Genomic DNA, 16,820 nt, shown 5'->3' on the forward strand with positions numbered 1-16,820 from the left:
AGGAAGGGCGCTATCTGAGGCACCGGAACAGGCCCATGCACCACAGGCAGCTGCCGCAGGGCTCGGTCCGCAGGTGGCAGTCGTGCTCGAAATTGTCGGTCTGGATATAGTCGCAGGGGGCCAGGGTGCAGGCGTAGCAGAAGGGATGGTCGTAATCGAGCACACTGTGGCGGAAGGCGCGGAATTCGGCGCTGTTCCAGATCTGCAGCAGGTTCTGTTCGCCGACCCGGCCGAAGCTGCGCGCCTGGACCTGCTGCTCCCAGCCGCTGGCGTGGCAGCGGTAGCTGTGCCAGAGAAAATAGCAGGGATGCACCTTGCCGTCCCAGCTGATGAAGGCGCTGCCGTCTTCGATAAAATCACAGCGGCGCAGGGCTCTGGGGATGATCTCCGGCAGCTCGAGGTCGAGGCCGAGTTCGGCGGCGAGCCGTTCGGCTTTTCGGAAGATGGCGGCCACCCGGTCGAGCAGGGCCCGGTCGATTTGCAGCAGCTTTTTCAGATCGAAAAAGACCCCCTTCTCTTCCGCCTCGGCCTTCATCCCCTCGACCAGATCGACGACCCGCTGCTCATCCACGCTGCGGGAGAATTTGAAGGCGACCCGGTGGTAGCGCTCGATGTCGATTCCCTGGGCCTTTCCCCGTTGCCGCCAGCGGTCGAACAGCTCCAGGGCCGCTTCGGTGCAGTCGGGATAGAGGCTCTCGCCGCGGCTGCTTTCGTCATAGGGAAGCAGATGGCTGACCAGAGCGAAGCTCGCCCCCCGGGCGGCGGCCCAGCGCAGGGTGTCGCAGAGCAGGTGGAGATTCTGCCGCATCAGCACGAACTCGATGCCGATCGCAAGGCCGGGGCGTTCGGTCCGCGCGGCCCGCAGGGCGGCGAAGGCCCGTTCGACCGCCTGCAGCTCGCCCCCCTGGCGCAGGGTGCGAAAAGCCTCGGGCGAGCTGGCGTCGACCGACAGGCAGATTCGATCGATGCCGGCCGCCGCCAGGGATCGGGCGCGCGCTTCGTCGAGCAGCAGCCCGTTGCTCTGAAAGCCGATCCAGCCGTGTTCGGGCATCTGCCGGCGGGCCAGGCGGATGAACTCGTCGATCCGGGGATGCAGCAGCGATTCGCCGATGCCGTTCAGGACCAGCGCCTCCAGCTGCTTCATGGCCGGCAGCAGTGCGCTGAAGGTCTCGGCGCTCATCTCCCCCTCCTGGATCCGGCCACCCGGGGCCTGCTTGACGCACATGGCGCAGCCGAGGTTGCAGTGCGAGGTGAGCTCGACGAACAGCTTGCCGGGATGGTCGCGAAAAGCGGGGGGCGGCTGTGTCTGGCGGGGATTCGAAAACGACATCGGTGCTCCTTGCTGCGGGAGAGATCTCAGTATGCCGGAGGTAGGTCCGCTGAGTAAAGAGCGGGAATTTTAATCGACGAAGGTGCCAAATCTCATTTTCAAGGTATGCTTGTGTTTTGTTCATGCTTTAATAGGTTGTTGAAAACTGTTGCGGTTGGCGATACGGTGTTGAAAACGGCCTCAAAATGCTCATTTACTGGTATGTAAACTGCGCTTTGTCAGCCGTTTTCGCCTTGTCTTGCCCGCCCTCATTACGTTTTTCAACACCCATGTAAAGAGAGTTTGACTCCGAGCCCGGCTGCCTAAGGGGATTGCCTATGGCGAAGGGCCGATGGGTTGGGCCGGAAACGGCTCCGCCTCCCTGGTGGAAAGGAGAGGGACTGGTCTTTTTAGCGTCAAAGGAGAGTTGTAAATGGACAAGATCGTCAGAATCGACATGGGGGCGGAAGGTGGTCCGAAAGTCACGACCGAGCCGGTCGGAGAATATGCCGGTCTCGGCGGACGGGCGATTACCTCACTGATCGTCAGCAGGGAGGTCGATCCTCTCTGCCATCCCCTAGGGGCCGAGAACAAGCTGGTGATTGCGCCCGGCATGTTGAGCGGTTCGACCGGGGCCATGACCGGGCGGCTTTCGGTCGGCTGCAAGAGTCCGCTGACCGGCACCATCAAGGAGTCGAATGCCGGCGGCCAGGCCGCCCAGGTGCTGGCGCGGATCGGTTACGCCGCCATCGTTATCGAGGGCAAGCCGGCCGGGGACGATCTCTACAAGATCATCGTCACCCCGGACGAGGTGCGGGTCGAGGTCGATAACAGCCTGAAACTGCTCGACAACTATCCTCTGATCGAAAAGCTGCGCGGCGAGTACGGCGACAAGGTGGCCTACATGTCGATCGGTTCGGCCGGCGAGCGGCTGATGCTCGCTGCCTCCATTGCCTGCACCGATCCGGAGCTGCGTCCCACCCGTCACTGCGGTCGCGGCGGCGTCGGTGCGGTCATGGGTTCGAAAAGGGTGAAGGCTATTGTCCTCGATGACGCCGGGCAGAAGCCCCGGGCGCCGAAAAATCCGGAGGCCTTCCGCGATGCCAACCGCAAGTTCGTCGAGGGGCTGCGCAAGCACCCGGTAACCGGCGAAGGCCTGCCGGCCTACGGAACCAACGTGCTGACCAACGTGCTCAACGAAGCCGGCGGCTATCCGACCCGCAACTTCTCTTCGGGCGTGTTCGAAGGCGGCGCCAGACTGAGCGGCGAGGCCCTGGCCGAGCTGGAGATCAAACGCGGCGGGGTCGCCACCCACGGCTGCCATCGCGGCTGCGTGATCCAGTGCTCCGGCATCTTCAACGACAAGGACGGCAACTACCTCACCAAGCAGCCCGAGTACGAGACCGTCTGGTCCCACGGCGGCCACTGCGGCATCGATGATCTCGATGTCGTGGCCAGGCTCGACTACATGGACGACAATTTCGGACTCGATACCATCGAAATGGGCGTGACCATAGGCATCGCCATGCAGGCCGGGCTGGCCGAGTTCGGTGACGGCGAGGCCGCCATCAGGCTGCTGGAAGAGGTCGGCAAGGGAACGCCCCTCGGCCGCATCCTCGGCAGCGGAGCGGCGGTTACCGGCAAGGTTTTCGGGGTCGAAAAGGTGCCGGTGGTCAAGAACCAGGCGATTCCGGCTTACGACCCGCGGCCGATCCAGGGGATCGGCGTCACTTACGCCACCACCACCATGGGGGCCGATCACACCGCCGGCTATGCGATCGCGACCAACATCCTGAAGGTCGGCGGGGATGTCGACCCGCTGGGCACCGAAGGCCAGGTCGAGCTTTCCCGCAACCTGCAGATCGCCACCGCGGCCATCGATTCGACCGGCATGTGTCTGTTCATCGCCTTCGCGATCCTCGATCAGGAAGAGACCTTCCAGGCGTTTCTCGACATGATCAATGCCTTCTACGGCACCGAGCTGACCGCCGACGGAGTGGCCGAACTGGGCAAGAAAATCCTTTCCGCGGAGCGCGAGTTCAACCGGCGGGCCGGATTCACCAACGCCGACGACCGCCTGCCGCGCTTCTTCTACACCGATCCGATCGCGCCGCACAACCAGACCTTTTCGGTGTCCGACAAGGAGCTGGACTCGGTTTTCAACTGGTAGGTCGATAAACGGGGGAGGTCGCTTGCGGCCTCCGCCCACGTCCGTGGTTTTTGCCGGAGGGTGCAGAGATGGAGAGAACGCAGAGGAAACAAAACTCGATTTTGGTTTTGAAACCAAACGAAGATTTGTTTTTTTCTCCGCCTCTGCGCCTCTCCATCTCAGCGTTAAATGGATTTTGACCTTTCTGGTGGCCGCCTGGATGTTCTGGCGGCAAACGATTTGGAATAAAGGAAGGGGAATGTCCGACAGACTCTCTCTCGAGCTGCAGCTGGCGCCGGGGCAGGAGACGATCTTCTTTCCGCTGCTGCAGGAGGGGGTCGAGCTGGAGCTGGAGGTCGGTTGCAGCGTTCGCGAGCTGCTGGCCAGGCAGTTCGGCATTCCCGGCGATTATCAGGCCAGCCGGATCAGCACCATCTTCCTGAATCACCAGGTGGTCGACGATGCGGCCGCTGCCCTGGTTGGTGATGGCGCCATTCTGGCCCTCTCCGGGGCGATGCCCGGTCTGGTCGGGGCAACCATGCGCCGGGGCGGGCGGCTGGCCGGATTGCGCGACGGCATCACCTACCGCAATCCGGAGCGGGTTCCCGAAGCCAGGCGGGGGCGAATCCACCTGAAGCTGTTCAACCTGCTGCTGCCGGAGCTGGCGCCGCGGATTCTGCGGCGGGGCATTCTGCTCGCGGCGGAGCGCTGCTGTGAGCTGCTGGCCGGGCAGGCGGAACCCTTTCCTGAGCCGGATTGTTGGCTGGAAGGCCGCCGGATGTCGGTCGGAAAGCTGAAAGACAAGCTGCAGGGACAGGCGAGCGGGTGTCTGCTGCAGCTCAGGGTTCATTTCGGAGACGAGAGACCATGAAGATTACCGTCAAGCTCTTTGCGACCTTCCGGCGCGGCCGGTTCGAGATCGAGACCCGGGAGTATCCGGAAGGGACAACCGTGAAGCAGGTGGTCGACGCGTTGGAGCTTCCCCGCGAGCAGCTCGGTATCCTGCTGGTCAACAGCCGGCATGTCGATCTCGACCGGGTGCTCGCCGATGGAGAGACGCTCGCCATCTTTCCCCTGGTCGGCGGAGGCTGAGATGGACAGTTTGCAGGACTATCTCCGTGAGCGGGCTGATGCCGGGCTGATCGCCTGGCGCTGTCAGCTCGAGGCGGCCGAGCGGTTCGGCCTGAGCATCGCCGAAGTCGAGGCCGTCATTCTTGACAACGGCCTGCTGCCGGCGCGCTACCAGCGAAACCGGCAGATGATTTCGGTCGAGCAGCAACGCCGGCTGTTTGCCAGCAAGGTGGCGGTGGTCGGCGCCGGTGGACTGGGCGGCTACATCCTCGAGCAGCTGGCCCGGCTCGGCGTCGGAACGCTTGTCGTCATCGACAACGATGTCTTCGAGGAGAACAATCTCAACCGACAGCTCCTTTCGGCGCCGCGCCATCTGGGGCGGGCCAAGGTCGAAATCGCCGCCGAGCGGATAGCCGAGATCAACCCGGCCGTCACCCTTGAGCCGCGACAGGTGTTGCTGGACGGCTCCAACGGCGCCAGGCTGCTGGCCGGAGTCTCATGCGTGGTCGATGCGGTCGACAACGTCAGCGCGCGCCTGGAGATCGAGGAAGTCTGCGAAAAGCTGCAGCTGCCGCTGGTGCACGGCGCCATCGCCGGCTGGTACGGCCATGTGACGACGGTGCTTCCCGGCGATCGGACGCTGAAGAAGATCTATCGCCACTGGCAGGGTGGCAAGGGGATCGAGGCGCAGCTCGGCAACCCCTCCTTCACCCCGGCCCTGGCCGCCAGCCTGCAGGTGAGCGAGGTCTGCAAGATTCTGCTGCGGCAGGGGCGGCTGCTGCGGCACCGGCAGCTGGTCTTCAACGTTTTCGACATGGAGATCGACGAAATCGAGTTCTGACCAGGAAGATGGCTTGCCGCGAAGCGGGGCGTGCTGTCGAAGGGTGACACGAGCGTGGATCGTGCCCTTGTCCGGGTCGTACGGCCAGGAGCAAGATCGCTACGATGCACTCTGACCGGGATCCGTTCCCTTTGGTTTGAGTTGCCGGGATTCACGAGAAAGCTTGCTTGCCAAACCGCCGCTTCGGGTTTAAGGTGCAGCGAAATCCGTCCGGAACTCGTTTGGGAACAGACAAAGGCTGTTGAAAAGATGGATCCCTACCTCTGGCAACTTCCCCTGCTGTTTGTCGTCGGCGTGATTGCCGGCATCCTCAACGTTCTGGCCGGCGGCGGTTCGCTCCTGACCCTGCCGCTGCTGATCTTCATGGGCCTGCCCGGAGCGATGGCCAACGGCACCAACCGCATTGCCATCTTCTGCCAGAACATCTTCGCCATCCGCGGCTTTCAGCAGAAGGGGATGCTGCCGCTACAGCTGGCCCTGCTCTGCACACCGCCGGCGCTGCTCGGCAGCTGGGTGGGGGCGAATCTGGCGATCAGCCTCGACGACCTGCTGTTCAAGCGCATCCTGGCGCTGATCATGATCGGGGTGATGGTTTTCACCGCCCTCGACCCGATGAAGCGGATCCGGCGGCAACAGGTCGCCTTCGGCTTCTGGCGCAAGCTGGTGCTGGTGATCAGCTTTTTCGGCGTCGGCGTCTACGGCGGTTTCGTCCAGGCGGGGGTCGGGTTTCTGGTCATCACCGCCCTGCTGGTGCACGGGCTCGACCTGGTGCGCATCAACGCAGTGAAGGTGTTCGTCATCTTCTGCTACACCTTCATCGCCCTCGGGGTCTTTCTCTGGCACGGGCAGGTCAACTGGCCCCTCGGCCTGGCGCTGGCCGTCGGCAATTCCCTCGGCGGCACCATCGGGCCGAAACTGGCGGTGGCCAAGGGGCACGACTGGATCAAGAAGGTGGTCACCGCCACGGTGCTGGCCTTTGCCCTGAAGCTGCTGCTCTTTCCCTGATATCCCTGATTTTATCTCATCGCCGGCGGCGTAGCAGGGAGAGCAGAAAGAGGCCTCCCGCCGTCAGGACGATTGACGGGCCGGCGGGCGTGTCCCAGTGCCAGGAGGCGGTCAGCCCGCCGGCCACCGCCAGCATGCCGATGACGGAGGCGGCCGCGCCCATGCTTTCGGGCGAGGCCGTCCACTGTCGGGCCGCGGCGGCGGGGATGATCAGCAGGGCGGTGACCAGGATCAGGCCGACGATCTTCATCAGGATCGCCACCACCAGGGCCAGCATCAGCAGAAAGAGGGCCTTGACCAGGTCGACCCGTACGCCTTCCACCCGCGCCAGGTCCTCATCGGCGGTCAGGCAGAGCAGGGGCCGCCAGAGCCGCCAGAGGAGCAGCAGGGCCGTCCCGCCGCCGAGATAGATCCACCACAGATCTCTTCCCGAGGTGGCGAGAATGTCGCCGAACAGGTAGCCGAGCAGGTCGACCCGGACCTCTTCCATGAAGGAGAGGACCACCAGGCCGAGAGCCAGGGCGGTGTGGCTGAGAATGCCGAGCAGTGTGTCGCCGGCCAGCCGTCCCTGGCGCTGCAGCAGGAAGAGAAGCAGGGCGAGCAGCAGGCAGACGGAGGTCACGCCGGCCAGCGGCGCCAGGTCGAAAAAGAGGGCGCCGGCGATGCCGAGCAGGGCGGCGTGGGCCAGGGTGTCGCCGAAATAGGCCAGGCGCCGCCAGACGATGAAGGATCCGTAGGGCCCGGCGACCAGGGCGACACCCAGTCCGCCGGCCAGAGCCCGCAGCATGAAATCATCCATGGCGATGGTCCCGATGGTGGTCCGTTTCGTGGCTGTAGATGGCCAGGCTACGGCTGGCCGCCGGTCCGAACAGTTCGAGAAATTCCCCCGTCCGGGCGACCGATTCGGGGCTGCCGGAACAGCAGATGTGGCGGTTGAGGCAGAGAACCTGGTCGGTCGCCGCCATCACCAGGTGCAGATCGTGCGAAACCAGCAGGATGCCGCAGCCGCGCTGCCGGCGGATGTCGGCCAGCAGCCGGTAGAGCTCGGCCTGCCCGTGGACGTCGATGCCCTGGGCCGGTTCGTCGAGCACCAGCAGTTCCGGGTCGCGCAGCAGGGCGCGGGCCAGCAGCAGCCGCTGCAGCTCGCCCCCTGAAAGATGGCTGATCTGGTGGTCGATCTGCTGCTGCAGGCCCACCTCGGCCAGAATCTTCCGCCGGCTGCCGGGCGCGGTCGGCCCGGCCAGCGAGAGGAAGCGGCGGGCAGTCAGGGGAAAGCTGGGATCGATGGCCAGCCGCTGCGGCATGTAGCCGACGCGCAGCCCCGGCGCGCGGCGGACCCTGCCGGCGGATGGCGGCAGCAGGCCGAGGGCCAGCTTCAGCAGGGTGGTCTTGCCGGCGCCGTTGGGGCCGATGATGGTCAGGATCTCGCCCCGCCTCACCTGCAGGCTGACCCGATCGATCAACAGGCGATCCTTGGCCTGGTAGCTGACATCTTCGAGCCCGAGCAGGAGGCGGTCCGTCGCTTCAGTCATGGTTCGCCTCCCGGCAGTGGTGACAGAGGCCGAAGATTTCCACGGTCTGCTCCTCGACGATGAACCCGGCTCGCTGCGAAGCGTTGCGGATGGAATCGTCCACCTGGCTGACGTTGAGTTCGTCCAGGGCGTTGCAGGAGCGGCAGATGAGAAACTGGCCGCTGTGGGGTTCATCCGGCCGGCAACAGCCGATCCAGGCGTTGAGCGAGGCGATGCGGTGAACCAGGCCGAGTCGGAGCAGAAAGTCGAGGGTGCGGTAAACGGTCGGTGGCGCCGCCCTCCCTTCCCGCTGCAGGCGGGCGAGCAGATCGTAGGCCCCCACCGGCCGGTGGCTCTGCCAGAGCAGTTCGAGAACCCGCCGCCGTAGCGGAGTCAGGCGGGCGCCCCGGGCGCGACAGACCTGCTCCGCCCGGTCGAGAGCCTGGCGGACACAGTCGCCGTGGTCGTGGTCCGGCGAAAAGGGTATGGAGCGGCATCCTGCCGGCATGTTTTCCTCCCGGTGGACTTGGCGGCCGGGTTGGTCGGCCAGGACGAACGTGCTATATTATAACATAACCCGGGCGGCGGAAAAGATTTCGCCCGGGACGTTGTTCCGTTTCTGCACCGGGAGGCCGATGCCGATGATCCGCATGGTGGTTTTTTTCGTCTGCTGTCTGTTGACAGCGAGCCCGGTTTTCGCGGCTCCGAAGCTGGTGGCGAGTCTCAAGCCGCTGGCCGATCTGGCGGCAGGGGTTGTCGGCGACCCTTCGCGGGTCGAACTGCTGCTGCCCGGTGGGGCTTCGCCGCACAGCTTCACCCTGCGGCCATCGCAGATGCGGGCCCTGGCCGCTGCCGACCTGGTGGTCTGGGTGGGGCCGCAGCTGGAAAACTTTCTTGTCCGGCACCTCGCCTCTTTGCCGGAGGAGAGGCTGCTGACCTTCGGCTCCCTGTCCGGAGTGCGGTTGCTGCCGGCCCGGCGGGGGGGTGCCTGGCGGCACGAGGCGGTGGAGCATGACGAAGATGGCGACATCGACCCCCATCTCTGGCTTGATCCGGACAATGCCCGCCTGCTGGTGCTGGCCCTGGCCGAGCGGCTGGCCGGAATCGATCCAGAGAACGGGACGGACTACCGGCGGCGGGCCGAGCGGCTGGCCGGGTGGATTGCGGCGCTGCAGCAAGGTCTTTCCGACCGCCTGGCAGCGGTGCGCACGAAAAAGTACCTGGTCTTTCACGATGCCTACCAGTATTTCGAGCGCGCGTTCGGCCTCGAGCCGCTGGGAGCCCTGGCCATTCATCCCGACCGGCCGCCTGGGGCGCGCCGCCTGCGCGAACTGCGCGACCTGCTGCGGCGGAGTGGTGCCGTCTGCGTGTTCAGCGAGCCGCAGTTCGAGCCGAAACTGCTGCGGGTGCTGACCGAGGGGCTGGCACTCCGTCACGGACAGCTCGATCCGCTCGGAGTGGATCGTCCCGTCTCCGGTGCTTCCTACCTCGACCTGCTGGCCGGCCTTGGCGACGGGCTGGTCTCCTGCTTGTCCAACTAAAGGACACGGCCTGTCGCATTCCTGTCGCCGGCGACGTCGCCGAAGCGTTTTGTCCGTCCGAAAAGGGCGCAATTTCGGCAGTTTGCTTCGGCACGGTTTGTGTTTCTTCTCCCGCTGGATAGCGAAGAACCCACAGCGAGGGGGAGGAGAGACAATGACCGCCTGGCGTATCGATGGCCATGCCTGGCTTTACAACCTGCTGCGCAACCGGCTGCACTCCCTGCTGCTGCTCGCCTGCACGGTGGCGATACCGGCGCTGGCGGAATGGCTGCTCTGGGGGCGGGACGGCCTGCTGGTGCTGGTGCCGGCGGTTTTTCTGGTTCTGCTGATCGGGGTCAGGATTTCGCCGCGGCTGGTGATGCGTTTTTACCGGGCCCGCCCGCTGTCACCCTTCGAGGCGCCGCAGCTTTACCGGCTGGTCGAGGAGCTGGCGATCCGGGCGGAGCTGGAGCAGATCCCCGCGCTCTACCTGCTGCAGACCCCGATGGTCAACGCCTTTGCCGTCGGCGATTCGCGGGACGCCGCCGTGGCGGTCACCTCCGGCCTGCTGCAGACCCTCGACCAGAGGGAACTGGCCGGTGTGCTGGCGCACGAAATCAGCCACATCCGCAACCGCGACCTGCGCCTGATGGCCCTGGCCGGCTGGAGCGAGCAGATCACCGGTCTGCTGGCGGGCCTGGGGCTCTTGCTGGTGCTGTTCAACCTGCCGCGGGCCCTGGCCGGCCAGGTGCAGATCAACTGGACGGCGCTGTCGCTCCTGCTGGCGGCGCCCTACCTGTCGACCCTGCTGCAGCGGGGCCTGTCGCGGGTGCGGGAATTCGATGCCGACCTGACCGCCGTCATGCTGACCGGCGATCCCGAGGGACTGGCAAGGGCTCTGGCGCGGCTCGAATGGCGGGAACGCTCCTTCTGGCGCCGGATGCTCGGACCGGCTCCCGGCGACCTCCCCTACCTGCTGCGGACCCATCCGCCGACGGAGGAACGTATCCGGCGACTGTCGGAGGTGAGCTGTCCGGGACGTATCGGCGGCCGCATCGTCCACCCGGCCTGACCTGGTGCTGCCGGCTCAGTGTTCGTGGTCGTGCGGTTCCCGGTCGTGGTCGGGATGCTCGTGATCGTGATAGAGCCGTGTCGGCGGATGCTCGTGCCGGTCGTCGGCGTCGTGCCGGTGCACGAAGCTGTGGCTGTGTTCGTGCTCGTGCTCGTGGGGATGGCAGTGCACCAGGTCGCCGTGCCGGTGTTCATGCTCGTGCAGATGCCGGTGGCGGTGGGAATGCTCATGCACATGTTGCAGCTGGCGGATCTCCAGGGCGCAGCGATCGCGGTAGGTGTAGTCGAGGCCGTTGAGTGAGGCCAGGTCGCTGGCATCGAGAAAGGCCCCGGTCGGCAGGTCGCGCAGAATCGTTCCCTTGTGCATGACCAGCGTGCGTGAGGTCAGGTTGCGCACGAAGAACATGTCGTGGGTGACCAGCAGCAGGGTGCAGTCGAGCTGGCGCAGGATGTCGAGCAGCAGCTCTTCGCCCTGGGGATCGAGCCCCGCGGTCGGTTCGTCGAGCACCAGCACCTCCGGATCGAGCGCCAGTACGCTGGCCAGGGCAAGGCGTTTGCGTTCGCCGCCGGAAAGTTTCAGCGGAATCCGCTTCTCGAAACCCTGCAGCCTGACCTTGGCCAGGGCTTCACCGACCCTTCGTTCGACCTCCAGCTCGCTGTAGCCCAGTTGCCGCGGACCGAAGGCGACCTCGTCGAAGACGCTGGCGCAGAACAGCTGGTCCGAACAGTCCTGGAAGACCAGGCTGATCTTCCGCCAGAGCTGGCGGAGGTTGCGGCGGTCGACCGGTCGTCCGGCGAAGCGGTAGCTTCCCCGCCCCTGGTGAATGCCGAGCAGACAGGCGAGCAGGGTGCTCTTGCCGGCCCCGTTCTCCCCGACCAGGGCCACCCGTTCTCCCCGGTCGATCTGCAGGTCGATACCGCGCAGGGCCCGGGTGCCGTCTGGATAGCTGAAATGGAAGTCTTCCAGTTCGATGAGCGGCCGCCCGGCCGGTTTTGCCGCCGGTTCCGGCTCCGGGTCGGCCACGGTTTCGCTCCGGGCTGAATCCGCTGGCCGGTCGCTGCCCGTTTCCATGGGCTCGGCGGCGAAGCGGAAGGAGAAGTCGAGGCCGTGTTCACGCAGGGAGGCCCGGTGGGAAACCAGCTCGCGCATGCTGTAGTCGTGATGGATGTGGCCGGCGTCGAGAACCACGGCCCGGTCGCAGAGCTCGTAGAGAAAGAGCAGGTCGTGACTGATGATGATCAGGGTGCCTGCGTAGTCGCGCAGCAGTTCGACGAAGACCGCTTCCTGCCGGGGATCGAGATTGGCGGTCGGCTCGTCGAGAATCAGCACCTCGGGGCGCATGGCCAGCAGTCCGGCCAGGGCGGCGCGTTTCTTCTGGCCGTAGCTGAGGGCGTGCGGCGGCTTGTAGACGAGATCGAGCAGATCGACCTGCTGCAGGGCCCGTTTGGCGGCGATTTCCGCCTCCCTGGCCGACAGTCCCTGGTTGCGGGGGCCGAAGGCGACATCTTCCAGCAGGCTGTGGCAGAAGAGCTGGTCGTCCGGGTCCTGGAACAGCAGGCCGATCTCCAGCCGGGCCCGACTCAGATGCTCTTTGCGCAGCAAAGAGCCCTTGTAGAAGACCTCGCCCCTGTCGGGCGCCAGCAGCCCGCACAGCTGCTTGACCAGCGTCGTCTTGCCGGAGCCGTTGTGGCCGACCAGGGCCAGCCGGTCGCCGGGGGCGACGGAGAGATCGATGCCGCGCAGGGCCTGAAAGCCGCCGGGGTAGGCGTACTCCACGCCGCGCAGTGCGAAGAGGGATTCGCCCGGGTTGGGCAGGGGGGCTGGTCGGTTGAGATCGTGCATGGGTTCAGGTCAGAGGCGCAAGGTTAAAGGTTGAAGGTTTGGACCGCCATGAGTCCCAGGCGAAAGTATTATCTCGCGCTCGCTCGTTTTTCTCGCTAAAGGCGCAAAGACCGCAGAGGCAATACGCCGAAAGACTCTCTCCTTGTTTGCTTTTCTCTGCGTCTCGAGTGAGCAACTGCGAACGGGCGCGAGACCGCTTTTGGGGGTCTGTTGCCGGCATCCGTGGCGTTCTGCGACAGGGTCCCACGGCGTCAAAAAATCAACCTGTCGGCCAGCAGCAGACCGAGGCCGAGCAGCAGAAAAAGGCCGGCCAGCAGCAGATCCCGGCCCCGGGCCGGTTGCGGCTCCGGTTCGGGAAAGCGGTCGCGGTAGCCGCGGGCCTGCATGGCGTCGTAGACCCGTTCGGTCCGCTCGAAACTGCGGACGAAGAGCATGCCGAGATAATTACCGTAGGCGCCGAGCGCGCGACGGCTGCTGCCAGGGCGGAAGCCGCGAAGGCGCATGCCGGTGGCCATGCGCCAGGCCTCGTGGCGAAAGACGTAGCTGTAGCGATGGGCCAAAAGCAGCATCTGTCCGAAGATGGCCGGCATTCCGAGCCGGCGCAGCCCCTGCAGGGTGCGGGTCAGCGAGGCGGTCGCCAGCAGCGGCTCCATCAGCAGGGCCACCGCGCTCGCCTTGAGACAGATCACCAGGGCCCGGTGCAGGCCGCGCAGGTTCCAGGTCAGGGATGGCAGAGAATCGAACCGGATCAGCAGGTCTCCGGGGTGGGCCGGTGCGGAGAAGGGCATCACCAGCAGGAACATGCCGAGAAAGCCGCTCATGGCGAGCAGGCGTGCCAGGGCGCGGTCAAAGGGCAGACCTGCCGCCACGATCAGAGAAACGGCGATGCCGCAGGCGGCTGCCGCCGTCTGCCAGTTTTCGATGGCGACGACGAGGAAGGCGAAACCGAGCAGACCGAGCAGCTTGCAGCGGACCTCCCAGCGGTGGATCGGGGATCCACCGTCGTTTGCGGCGTCGATCTGCGGCAGGGACCAGTCCGGTTCGCCGTCCCGGCGTTTGCCGGATTCGCGCGTCAGGCGGCGCACGCCAAAAGCGCTGGCGGCAGCAAGCAGCAGCAGCGTCAGCAGAATGCCGGCCAGGCTCCAGCCGGGCAGGGTGACCGGTTCCGGATTCACGTGCCCTCCCGGGAGGCCCGGAAGGGGGCCTGCAGCAGTTCCGGCTTGACCCGGGCGAGAAAGGAGATGGTGATGGCGGTCACCACCGCCTCGATGCCGATAACCGGCAGGTGAGCGAGCAGGGCCAGCTTGGCGACACCGAAAAAGTCCTCGCCGCCGGTGGCCAGCAGGCAGGCCAGCAGAACGGCCGCCAGCAGGGTGCCGAGGCCGCCTGCCAGTCCGCCGACCAGCATCTGGCGCCTGTTGTCCTGTCCTTTCAGTGTCTGGAAGATCAGGCCGCAGAACAGGGCCGGCAGACCCATCATCAGGGCGTTGGCGCCAAGCGCCGTCAGGCCGCCGAACTGAAAGAGCAGGCTCTGCAGCAGCAGCCCGAGCATGATGGCGAGAAAACCGCTCGGTCCGAGCAGGGCGCCGACCAGCCCCGGAAGCAACAGATGAACGCTGGTCGGACCGAAGGGGATGTGGATCAGCGAGGCGACGAAGAAAGTGGCGCTGACGACGGCGATCTTGGGCAGCTGCTCATTGCGGGTGCGACGAACGCTCCAGGCGGCGATGGCGCCGCTGACGACATAGCTGGCCACCGAAACCGTCGTTGGAAGGACTCCATCCGATATGTGCATGGCCTTGTCCTGTCTATTTGCGTCGTGCGGCGACAAAAAAGGCGACGCCGAACAGACCGAAGATATAACCGATGCCCCCGAATATTTCCTGCATGCCCGGTTTGTCGAGGTCGGCCCGCAGGGCGGCGATCTCGCGCTGGATACGGCGCAGGTCGCGGGAAAGCTTTGAATTTTGCGCGTCTATTTTGGCGACCGCTTCGGAGCAACCGCTTTCGGCGGCCCGCAACGGCTGCGGACTGCCGAAAAGAATCGCGGCTGCGAGCAGACTGTAGCACAGAATGCGGCGACAGGCTGTCATTGTCCGGCCTCCACCTCGGTTTTTTTCAGCCTGAAGCTGTTCCTGTGTCCCATGGTCGCCTCTATGACAATTTTCAGGTCATCGACCTTCGGGATCGCAAAGTTGAAAAAACCTTCCTTGTTGGTGGTCCCTGCCAGCAGCTGTTTGCCGTTGCTGTCGTAGACCAGCACCTTGCCGCCCTCCACCGGGCGCCCGTCCGGGAAGTAGCTTTCGGTGAAAATCTTGCCGTTCTCGACGTAAGCGAACAGATTGACCTTGTGCGCCAGGGCGTTGCCGGCAAAGAGCAGGACCAGCAGCATCGCCGGAATCAGCGTGCCTTTGAGTTGGAGCTGTTTCATCTGTCTGTCCTCTCAGGGAAAGAAAAGAGGCCAGCCTGCCGCAACGGACCATCCGCAGCGGCAGGCCTGTCCAGGTTGTTTTTTCTTCTGATCCTTTATTTCATGTCGCGGGTGTGGACCCAGTAGACGGCGCCGATTTCAATGTTTTTTTCCACGCCGTCGTGTTTCATGGTCCAGTCGGCTTCGTTCAGGGCGGCGAATCCCCACCAGCCGGCCTTCGGCATGGCGTAATGGAAGATGCCGTTGGCGTCGGCCTTGATCACCTGGGTCACGTAGGGATCGGACGGCGCGTTGATGATGCTGATGTTGTCCGGCGATTCGTTCAGGTATTCGATTTCGACCTCGGCGTAAGGGACCGGTTTCCCTTTCAGCAGGACCTGACCGGAAAAGATGTTGCCGGTCCACAGCCCGTAGGGCCGGGTCAGGGGAACGATTTCGGTTTCCAGCCCCATCGGCTGATCCCAGCCCGATTCCAGGCCGAGGGCGTTCACGCAGACCTTGGTGTAATGGATGATGAACAGGTCTTCGGCCGGCTCCCAGTAGGGGGCCGGTTCGACGTAGAAGGTGTAGTCGCCGGGACGGCGGATCTTGAAGTCGGTGGTCCAGAAGGTAAATTCCCGATCCTGGTCGGGGCTTTTGCCCTTGGTTGCCCGCAGGGTATCGAGCAGGTCGGTTTTCCTGCCGTTGTGCATGACGCCGAACTGCTTCGGCTTGGCCATTTCCATGTAGTGCCGCTCCATCGGGTGGATGAATTTCACCTGCAGGTTGATGATCTTGCTGTCATCCTGGGTGACGATATCGTCGGACGGAACGATGGTGCCGAAATGGGCGTGACAGGGGGCGGCGGCAAGCAACAGTGCCAGCATCATGAGCAGGCGTTTCATTTTCTCCTCCTTGTGATTGTCGGGTTGCCGGTTCAGAATTCAAAGGCCAGCTGGCCGGTCAGAGAGTGGCTTTTCGCCTCGGCGTCCGGGTCGGCGTAGAGGTATTCGAGAGCCAGGACGGCGTGCGGGAAAATGCCGTAGGAACCGGCGATTCCATACCGCCTGACATCATCCTGGAAGTCCCGGGCGCCTTCCGCCCGAACGGCAAGCTGCGTGCGGTCGTTCGGCATCCAGGCCGCCTCCAGGTTCCAGGCCAGGGGCCGGTTGCCGGTCAGTTCGGACAGTCCTACCAGGGGCCGATCGAAATTGTCCAGGGCGCCGAGAATTTCGGCCTCGAAATCGAACTGTCCGAAGACGGCGGAAAGGTAGGCGGCGGCGGCGGGAACGGCCGAGCCGTAGAGGGTTTTGTCGGCGACCAGGCCGTTGTCACTTTCCGCCAGGTCGCTGATCCAGGAAAGGCCGAAGCCGAAGGTCTCTTCCGGCTGGAAGGTGGCGGAAACCACTACGGTGTCGATACTGTCATTGTCGGTGTCGACGGCACCGTTGAAAACGCCGAGACTCAGGTTCGTGGTCTCGCCCTCCAGACCGAAGATTGCGGCGGTGTCGCTGGTTTCGCCGAGTTCGAGCGTCAGCGGATCGCTGATCAGGTGGCTGTTGAAGTTGCCGAAGGGAAGATAGAGCTTTCCGGCCTGCAGGGTCGGGGTCATGCCGGCAAGCCTGTTCGGGCAGGCGAGACTGATGACCGCTTCATCGACCTTGAGCGTTTCGTCGTCCGGATTGTCGGGATCTTCTTCGTAAAGCAGGATGACATGGCCGCCGAGGTTTTCGTTGATTTCGGTTTCCAGCGAAAGCTGGGCGGTGGCCAGGGTCAGGTCGCTGTTTTCCGTTTCTCCCTCGGTTTTTTCGAGGCTTGCCTCGAGTTCGAGCAGGCCGCCGATGCTGAGGTGCTTGCCGAGCGCGGAGAGAGTGAAGGGAGCTTCCTCGGCGGGCTCCTGTTCCTCTCCCAGTCTCGATTCCAGGGACCGGATCCGTTCCTTGAGGCTTTCGATCTCGGATTTGGTGTCCGGATGGGCGGCCAGTGCCGGCAGGGTCGAGATGATCAGCAGAAAAGTCGCAAGAGACAGAATGCGCTTCATGTTGCGGTGCTCCTTTGATGGTCTGGATATTGAGGGGCGTTCAGTGTTA

The 16,820-nt window shown here is 64.5% G+C and carries 18 protein-coding genes and 1 riboswitch; of the genes, 7 read left to right on the forward strand and 11 right to left on the reverse strand.

The features are described 5' to 3' along the window. Positions 1 to 10: 10 nt before the first annotated feature. Complete coding sequence (locus EDC39_RS04065) at positions 11 to 1,330, reverse strand: radical SAM/SPASM family putative metalloenzyme maturase (RefSeq protein WP_148895101.1); 1,320 nt, start codon at positions 1,328 to 1,330, stop codon at positions 11 to 13. Between the two features lie 274 nt (positions 1,331 to 1,604). Beyond that, a riboswitch (molybdenum cofactor riboswitch) is annotated at positions 1,605 to 1,721 on the forward strand. Between the two features lie 21 nt (positions 1,722 to 1,742). Here EDC39_RS04065 and EDC39_RS04070 point away from each other — a divergent pair. The 5 genes from EDC39_RS04070 (at position 1,743) to EDC39_RS04090 (ending at position 6,375) form a co-directional block, all read left to right on the forward strand. Further along, entirely contained in the window at positions 1,743 to 3,479 is a 1,737-nt protein-coding gene (locus EDC39_RS04070; RefSeq protein WP_148895102.1) for an aldehyde ferredoxin oxidoreductase family protein, read from the forward strand. 238 nt (positions 3,480 to 3,717) lie between these two features. Then, entirely contained in the window at positions 3,718 to 4,329 is a 612-nt protein-coding gene (locus EDC39_RS04075; protein ID WP_148895103.1) for a hypothetical protein, read from the forward strand. Next, a complete protein-coding gene (locus EDC39_RS04080; RefSeq protein WP_148895104.1) occupies positions 4,326 to 4,550 on the forward strand; it encodes a MoaD/ThiS family protein in 225 nt (74 codons plus the stop codon). Before EDC39_RS04075 ends, EDC39_RS04080 begins: the two co-directional genes overlap by 4 nt. A gap of 1 nt (position 4,551) precedes the next feature. Next, positions 4,552 to 5,370 carry a HesA/MoeB/ThiF family protein gene (locus tag EDC39_RS04085; RefSeq protein WP_148895105.1) on the forward strand — a complete coding sequence of 273 codons (819 nt, stop codon included), beginning with the start codon at positions 4,552 to 4,554 and terminating at the stop codon, positions 5,368 to 5,370. Between the two features lie 249 nt (positions 5,371 to 5,619). Continuing rightward, a complete protein-coding gene (locus EDC39_RS04090) occupies positions 5,620 to 6,375 on the forward strand; it encodes a sulfite exporter TauE/SafE family protein (protein ID WP_148895106.1) in 756 nt (251 codons plus the stop codon). Between the two features lie 16 nt (positions 6,376 to 6,391). Here the strand turns inward: EDC39_RS04090 and EDC39_RS04095 are convergent, their stop codons facing one another. From EDC39_RS04095 to EDC39_RS04105, 3 genes are read right to left on the reverse strand one after another with little or no spacing between them, the layout of a single operon-like run. Then, positions 6,392 to 7,174: an iron chelate uptake ABC transporter family permease subunit gene (locus EDC39_RS04095; RefSeq protein ID WP_148895107.1), complete on the reverse strand. Its 783-nt coding sequence runs from the start codon at positions 7,172 to 7,174 to the stop codon at positions 6,392 to 6,394. Further along, complete coding sequence (locus EDC39_RS04100) at positions 7,167 to 7,907, reverse strand: ATP-binding cassette domain-containing protein (protein WP_148895108.1); 741 nt, start codon at positions 7,905 to 7,907, stop codon at positions 7,167 to 7,169. Before EDC39_RS04100 ends, EDC39_RS04095 begins: the two co-directional genes overlap by 8 nt. Continuing rightward, positions 7,900 to 8,394 (reverse strand): Fur family transcriptional regulator, encoded by a 495-nt coding sequence (locus tag EDC39_RS04105; RefSeq protein ID WP_148895109.1) that lies wholly within the window; start codon positions 8,392 to 8,394, stop codon positions 7,900 to 7,902. Before EDC39_RS04105 ends, EDC39_RS04100 begins: the two co-directional genes overlap by 8 nt. A gap of 127 nt (positions 8,395 to 8,521) precedes the next feature. Between EDC39_RS04105 and EDC39_RS04110 the strand changes: the two genes are divergently transcribed. Both EDC39_RS04110 and EDC39_RS04115 read left to right on the forward strand, forming a co-directional pair. Continuing rightward, a complete protein-coding gene (locus EDC39_RS04110) occupies positions 8,522 to 9,427 on the forward strand; it encodes a zinc ABC transporter substrate-binding protein (protein ID WP_187426640.1) in 906 nt (301 codons plus the stop codon). 154 nt (positions 9,428 to 9,581) lie between these two features. After that, positions 9,582 to 10,478 carry a zinc metalloprotease HtpX gene (locus EDC39_RS04115; RefSeq protein WP_148895111.1) on the forward strand — a complete coding sequence of 299 codons (897 nt, stop codon included), beginning with the start codon at positions 9,582 to 9,584 and terminating at the stop codon, positions 10,476 to 10,478. Between the two features lie 15 nt (positions 10,479 to 10,493). On the opposite strand, the gene EDC39_RS04120 is transcribed toward EDC39_RS04115, so the two are convergent. From EDC39_RS04120 to EDC39_RS04150, 7 genes are all read right to left on the reverse strand, one after another. Continuing rightward, positions 10,494 to 12,320 carry an ABC transporter ATP-binding protein gene (locus tag EDC39_RS04120; protein WP_148895112.1) on the reverse strand — a complete coding sequence of 609 codons (1,827 nt, stop codon included), beginning with the start codon at positions 12,318 to 12,320 and terminating at the stop codon, positions 10,494 to 10,496. Positions 12,321 to 12,571: 251 nt separating this feature from the next. Further along, positions 12,572 to 13,495, reverse strand: coding sequence for a cobalt ECF transporter T component CbiQ (gene cbiQ, locus EDC39_RS04125; protein WP_148895113.1), 924 nt, complete (start codon positions 13,493 to 13,495; stop codon positions 12,572 to 12,574). After that, positions 13,492 to 14,115: a cobalt transporter CbiM gene (gene cbiM, locus EDC39_RS04130; protein ID WP_148895114.1), complete on the reverse strand. Its 624-nt coding sequence runs from the start codon at positions 14,113 to 14,115 to the stop codon at positions 13,492 to 13,494. Before cbiM ends, cbiQ begins: the two co-directional genes overlap by 4 nt. A 13-nt stretch (positions 14,116 to 14,128) precedes the next feature. Beyond that, entirely contained in the window at positions 14,129 to 14,413 is a 285-nt protein-coding gene (locus EDC39_RS04135) for a hypothetical protein (protein WP_187426641.1), read from the reverse strand. Continuing rightward, on the reverse strand, positions 14,410 to 14,751 hold the full coding sequence (locus EDC39_RS04140; RefSeq protein WP_148895115.1) for a carboxypeptidase-like regulatory domain-containing protein: 342 nt from the start codon (positions 14,749 to 14,751) through the stop codon (positions 14,410 to 14,412). The genes EDC39_RS04135 and EDC39_RS04140 overlap by 4 nt, the downstream gene beginning before the upstream one ends. A 95-nt stretch (positions 14,752 to 14,846) precedes the next feature. After that, the gene (locus tag EDC39_RS04145) at positions 14,847 to 15,635 is read right to left on the reverse strand and encodes a DUF4198 domain-containing protein (protein ID WP_148895116.1); all 789 of its coding nucleotides are present in this window, start codon (positions 15,633 to 15,635) and stop codon (positions 14,847 to 14,849) included. A gap of 32 nt (positions 15,636 to 15,667) precedes the next feature. Continuing rightward, on the reverse strand, positions 15,668 to 16,771 hold the full coding sequence (locus tag EDC39_RS04150; RefSeq protein ID WP_148895117.1) for an LbtU family siderophore porin: 1,104 nt from the start codon (positions 16,769 to 16,771) through the stop codon (positions 15,668 to 15,670). Positions 16,772 to 16,820 lie beyond the last annotated feature (49 nt).

Source organism: Geothermobacter ehrlichii, from assembly GCF_008124615.1.
Taxonomy (GTDB): Bacteria; Desulfobacterota; Desulfuromonadia; order Desulfuromonadales; family Geothermobacteraceae; genus Geothermobacter; species Geothermobacter ehrlichii.

Coding starts and splice junctions, on each gene's coding strand:
- EDC39_RS04070 (WP_148895102.1), top strand. CDS start 1,743: ATGGACAAGATCGTCAGAATCGACATGGGGGCGGAAGGTGGTCCGAAA.
- EDC39_RS04120 (WP_148895112.1), bottom strand. CDS start 12,320: ATGCACGATCTCAACCGACCAGCCCCCCTGCCCAACCCGGGCGAATCC.
- EDC39_RS04085 (WP_148895105.1), top strand. CDS start 4,552: ATGGACAGTTTGCAGGACTATCTCCGTGAGCGGGCTGATGCCGGGCTG.
- cbiM (WP_148895114.1), bottom strand. CDS start 14,115: ATGCACATATCGGATGGAGTCCTTCCAACGACGGTTTCGGTGGCCAGC.
- EDC39_RS04150 (WP_148895117.1), bottom strand. CDS start 16,771: ATGAAGCGCATTCTGTCTCTTGCGACTTTTCTGCTGATCATCTCGACC.
- EDC39_RS04090 (WP_148895106.1), top strand. CDS start 5,620: ATGGATCCCTACCTCTGGCAACTTCCCCTGCTGTTTGTCGTCGGCGTG.
- EDC39_RS04135 (WP_187426641.1), bottom strand. CDS start 14,413: ATGACAGCCTGTCGCCGCATTCTGTGCTACAGTCTGCTCGCAGCCGCG.
- EDC39_RS04105 (WP_148895109.1), bottom strand. CDS start 8,394: ATGCCGGCAGGATGCCGCTCCATACCCTTTTCGCCGGACCACGACCAC.
- EDC39_RS04080 (WP_148895104.1), top strand. CDS start 4,326: ATGAAGATTACCGTCAAGCTCTTTGCGACCTTCCGGCGCGGCCGGTTC.
- EDC39_RS04140 (WP_148895115.1), bottom strand. CDS start 14,751: ATGAAACAGCTCCAACTCAAAGGCACGCTGATTCCGGCGATGCTGCTG.
- EDC39_RS04145 (WP_148895116.1), bottom strand. CDS start 15,635: ATGAAACGCCTGCTCATGATGCTGGCACTGTTGCTTGCCGCCGCCCCC.
- EDC39_RS04095 (WP_148895107.1), bottom strand. CDS start 7,174: ATGGATGATTTCATGCTGCGGGCTCTGGCCGGCGGACTGGGTGTCGCC.
- EDC39_RS04100 (WP_148895108.1), bottom strand. CDS start 7,907: ATGACTGAAGCGACGGACCGCCTCCTGCTCGGGCTCGAAGATGTCAGC.
- EDC39_RS04110 (WP_187426640.1), top strand. CDS start 8,522: ATGCCGATGATCCGCATGGTGGTTTTTTTCGTCTGCTGTCTGTTGACA.
- EDC39_RS04075 (WP_148895103.1), top strand. CDS start 3,718: ATGTCCGACAGACTCTCTCTCGAGCTGCAGCTGGCGCCGGGGCAGGAG.
- EDC39_RS04115 (WP_148895111.1), top strand. CDS start 9,582: ATGACCGCCTGGCGTATCGATGGCCATGCCTGGCTTTACAACCTGCTG.
- EDC39_RS04065 (WP_148895101.1), bottom strand. CDS start 1,330: ATGTCGTTTTCGAATCCCCGCCAGACACAGCCGCCCCCCGCTTTTCGC.